This window comes from Mycobacterium sp. TH-M15 (genome assembly GCF_057473705.1).
The window spans coordinates 1-4,174 of sequence record NZ_JBYCLB010000196.1 but is presented as its reverse complement, the minus strand read 5'-3'; the positions used below and the strand labels follow the sequence as shown (position 1 = coordinate 4,174).

The window sequence follows — 4,174 nt, the reverse complement described above, 5'->3', positions numbered from 1 at the left end:
GTGCGGCCGGGCACCTTCGGCGCGTGGTGCACCACGAAGCTGAACACGGTGCCCTTGCCGCCGGCGACGACGTAGTCGATCGGTGCGGTCTTGTCCTGCCAGACCGCCGGCACCGGCGGATGCTGCAGGCTGCCGTCGGGCCGGCGCTGGAGGCGCAGCTCGTGCGCGTTGACGCCATCCCAGAAGAACTTGGTGTCCCGCGACGACGCCGGCCGCATCAGCTTGTCGGGGTCGAGGTCGTCGGGCACCGGGGCCGAATCCGACGCGGCACGGTCTTTCGGCACGAATTTCAGGATGCGCCACACCATGTCGGCGACCAACTCGCCGTCGCCGACCCACCAGTTGATCTTCTGGGTGATGAAGTAGCCCTCGCCCAGACCGGTCTGCTTGGGCCCGACGACGTCGGTCACCTCGGCGGTGACGCTGACCTCTTCACCGGGCCGCAGGTACCGGTGGTAGGTCTGTTCGCAGTTGGTCGCGACCACACCGACATAGCCGGCCTGATCGAACAGCTCGATGATCTTGCCGAGCGGGTCGTCGTCCGGACGCACACCACCCAGGCCCATCATCGTCCAGACCTGGATCATCGCCGGTGGAGCGACGATCCCGGGGTGTCCGGCGGCTTTGGCCGCGCCCTCATCGACGTAGACCGGGTTGGTGTCGCCGATGGCGTCCACCCAATGGTGAATCATCGGCTGGTTCACCGGATCTCGGCCCGGCCGGGGTTTGCTGCGCCCCAATGCCCTGAGTTCGTCGATCCCCGCCTGCAACTCCGGTGCGCTCACCGCGGCACCCTCGGCACCTTCAGCCCCTGCGCGGCGATCATCTCCCGCATCACCTCGTTGACGCCGCCGCCGAAGGTGATCACCAGGTTGCGCTTGGTCTGCTTGTCCAGCCAGTCCAGCAGCTCGGCGGTGGCCGGTTCGGCGGGGTTTCCGTACCTGCCGACGATCTCCTCGGCCAGCCGGCCGGCCCGTTGAATGCGTTCGGTGCCGAAGACTTTCGTCGCGGCGGCGTCGGCGACGTCGATGTCCTCACCGGACGCGGCAACCTGCCAGTTGAGCAGTTCATTGATCCGCCAGGTGGCGTGGATCTCACCGAGGGCCCGTCGCACGTCGTCGTGCTCGATCGGCGTCACGCCGTCCCCGCCCGGAGTGGCAGCCCAGGCGCGCACCTTGTCGTAGATGCCGCCGAACCGGCCGGCCGGCCCGAGCATCACCCGCTCGTTGTTCAGCTGGGTGGTGATCAGCTTCCAGCCGCCGTTCTCCGCGCCGACCAGCATGTCGGCCGGGACGCGCACGTCGTTGTAGTAGGTGGCGTTGGTGTGGTGCGCGCCGTCGGAGAGGATCATCGGCGTGAACGAGTAGCCGGGATCCTTGGTGTCCACGATCAGGATCGAAATCCCTTTGTGCTTGGGTGCATCCGGATCGGTGCGGCAGGCCAGCCAGATGTAGTCGGCGTCGTGGGCGCCGGTGGTGAACACCTTCTGGCCGTTGACTGTGTAATACCCGGTACCCGGGTCGCCATGACGCACCGCGGTGGTGCGCAAGCTGGCCAGGTCGGTGCCGGCCTCCGGCTCGCTGTAACCGATCGCGAAGTGCACCTCGCCGGCCAGGATCGCCGGCAGGAACTTCTTCTTCTGCAGCTCGGTTCCGTACATCTGCAACGTCGGGCCGACCGTCTGCAGGGTGACCGCCGGCAGCGGGATGTCGGCACGCTGCGCCTCGTTGACGAAGATCTGCTGCTCGATCGGGCCGAAACCCAGCCCACCGAACTCCTTCGGCCAGCCGACGCCGAGCTTGCCGTCGGCACCCATCCGCCGGATCACCGTCCGGTAGCCGGCGCAGTGCCGGTCGACGGCCATCTCGGCGGCCTCGTCCGGGGTGATCAAGGTGGCGAAGTACTCCCGCAGCTCGGCTTGCAGCTTGCGCTGCTCCGGGGTCAGATCGATGAACATTGCGCCCCCACGAGACCGAGACGATACGCCGGCCCACCCAACAGCCGGCTCAGATCCTTGATCGTCGAGTAGTAGCGGTCCATCGGGTAAGCGATGTCCATGCCCATCCCGCCGTGCAGGTGGTGGCAGATCTGCATCACCGGCGGCGCCTGCGAGGTCAACCAGTAGCCCAGCACGGCCAAATCGTCGACGAGATGGTCGTCGTCGCGGCCCTCGGCGAGCAGCCAGCTCACCGACGTCGACACCAACGTGATGGTGCGCGAAGCGATGTAGACCTCGGACAGCTGCGCGGCGACGGTCTGGAACGTCGACAGCGGTCGGCCGAACTGCTCACGGGTGCCGACGTAGTCGGCGGTGAGCCGCAGCGCCCCCGCCACCAGGCCCGCGCCGTAGGCGCCGGTCATCGCCAACGCCAGCCGGTTCACCCGGTGCACCGCGTCGGCGCCGGCGAGCACCGCGTCGACCTCGGCGTCGTCGAACACCACCACGTACTCGTCGGAACCGTTGGACGTCGGCGTCTTGGTCAGCTGCACGCCGGCGGCGTTAGCCGAGACCACCGCGACCCCGGTGTCGGCGGTGACCACCAGCCACTCGGCCTGCTCGGCGTACGGAACGCCGACCTTGGTGCCGGACAACCGGTTACCGGAGAGCGTGGCGGCGGGCCGCTCCGGCAGCGCGGTGCCCGGCTCGTTCAGCGCGGCGCTGAGCACCCCACCGGCGGCCACCCCGGCCAGGTACTTGTCCTGCTGCTCGTCGGAGGCCAGCGCCAGCAGCGGAACCACGCCCAGGCCGAGGGTGGCCAGCGCCGGGCCGACCAGGCCGCGCCGGCCGATCTCGGTGAGCGCCGTGGAAACCTCGGCCAAGCCGACGCCGTCGCCGCCGAGCCGCTCCGGCACCGCCAGCGCGGCCACGCCGCCGTCGACCAGTGCGGTCCAGCTGCCGTCGCGGTCCAGCAGCCCGGCCACCACATCGGCTACCGCCTGCTGGGTGGGATCGAGAGTGAAATCCACACGCTCCCCTAGACCGCGGATTTGCCGGTGTAGTCGACCGGCCAGTGCTTGATGGCGTTGAGCCAGCCGGACTGCAGCCGCTTCGGTTCGCCCAGCGGCTTGAGATCGGGGATGTGGTCGGCGATCGCGTTGAACATCACGTTGACCGTCATCCGCGCCAGGTGGGTGCCGATGCAGTAGTGCGCGCCGGTGCCACCGAAGCCGACGTGTGGGTTGGGGTCGCGCAGGATGTTGAACGCGCGCGGGTCGTCGAAGACCTGCTCGTCGAAGTTGGCCGAGCGGTAGAACATCACCACCCGCTGCCCCTTCTTGATCTTCACCCCGGACAGCTCGGTGTCCTCCAGCGCGGTCCGCTGGAACGAGGTTACCGGGGTGGCCCACCGGACCACCTCGTCGGCGGTGGTCTCCGGACGCTGCGCCTTGAAGATCTCCCACTGGTCGGGGTGGTCGACGAACGCCATCATCCCCTGGGTGATGGAGTTGCGGGTGGTCTCGCTGCCGGCCACCGCGAGCAGGATGATGAAGAAGCCGAACTCGGTCTCGGTGAGCTTCTCACTGTCCTCGGCGGCCTCGACCAGGGTGGTCACGATGTCCTGGCCCGGGATCTTGCGCTTCAGGTCGGCCAGCGTGTGCGCGTAGCCGATGATGTCCATCGCCGACGCGTGCGGGTCGTATTTGTCGGCGTACTCCGGGTCGTCGTAGCCGGTCATCTGGTTGGTCCACTCGAAGAGCCTGCCGCGGTCCTCCTGGGGCACCCCGAGCAGGCCGGCAATGGCCTGCAGCGGAAGTTCGGCGGCGACGTCGACGACGAAGTCGCCGGTGCCCTTCGCGGCGGCCGCCTTCGCGATGGCCTGGGCACGCTGCTTGAGGTCGTCCTGCAGCGGCAGGATGTGCCGGGGGGTGAAGCCGCGGGAGACGATCCGGCGCAGCCGGGTGTGCGTCGGCGCGTCCTGGTTGAGCATGATGGCGCTCTGCACGTCGATGTTCTCCCGCGGGATGTCGTCGTTGAACCGCGGGATGGCGGTGTTCTTCTCGCTGGAGAAGATGTTGTCCAGTCGGGAGATCTCCTTGACGTCATGGTGGCTGGTGATCGCCCAGTAGCCGCCGTCGCGGAATCCGCCGCTCTGCTCGTCCGACTGCTCCACCCAGACCACCGGGGTGTTCTTGCGCAGCTGGGCCAGCTCCTCGTCCGGCAGCCGGTCCGCGT

The 4,174-nt window shown here is 68.4% G+C and carries 4 protein-coding genes; all 4 read right to left on the bottom strand.

Annotated features, from left to right (window positions below):
- Positions 1–785 (bottom strand): FAS1-like dehydratase domain-containing protein (locus tag AC2VNT_RS04650; RefSeq protein WP_486945736.1); only part of this gene is annotated, 785 nt, incomplete at its 3' end.
- Positions 782–1,957, bottom strand: coding sequence for an acyl-CoA dehydrogenase FadE29 (gene fadE29, locus AC2VNT_RS04645; RefSeq protein ID WP_486945735.1), 1,176 nt, complete (start codon positions 1,955–1,957; stop codon positions 782–784). The genes AC2VNT_RS04650 and fadE29, both read right to left, overlap by 4 nt.
- Positions 1,942–2,967, bottom strand: coding sequence for an acyl-CoA dehydrogenase family protein (locus AC2VNT_RS04640; protein WP_486945734.1), 1,026 nt, complete (start codon positions 2,965–2,967; stop codon positions 1,942–1,944). Before AC2VNT_RS04640 ends, fadE29 begins: the two co-directional genes overlap by 16 nt.
- Positions 2,968–2,975: 8 nt before the next feature.
- The coding region (locus AC2VNT_RS04635; protein WP_486945733.1) for a cytochrome P450 at positions 2,976–4,174 on the bottom strand (1,199 nt) is incomplete at its 5' end.

Excerpts from the sequence above, each read along its gene's own strand:
- fadE29 (WP_486945735.1), bottom strand. The coding sequence starts at position 1,957 with ATGTTCATCGATCTGACCCCGGAGCAGCGCAAGCTGCAAGCCGAGCTG.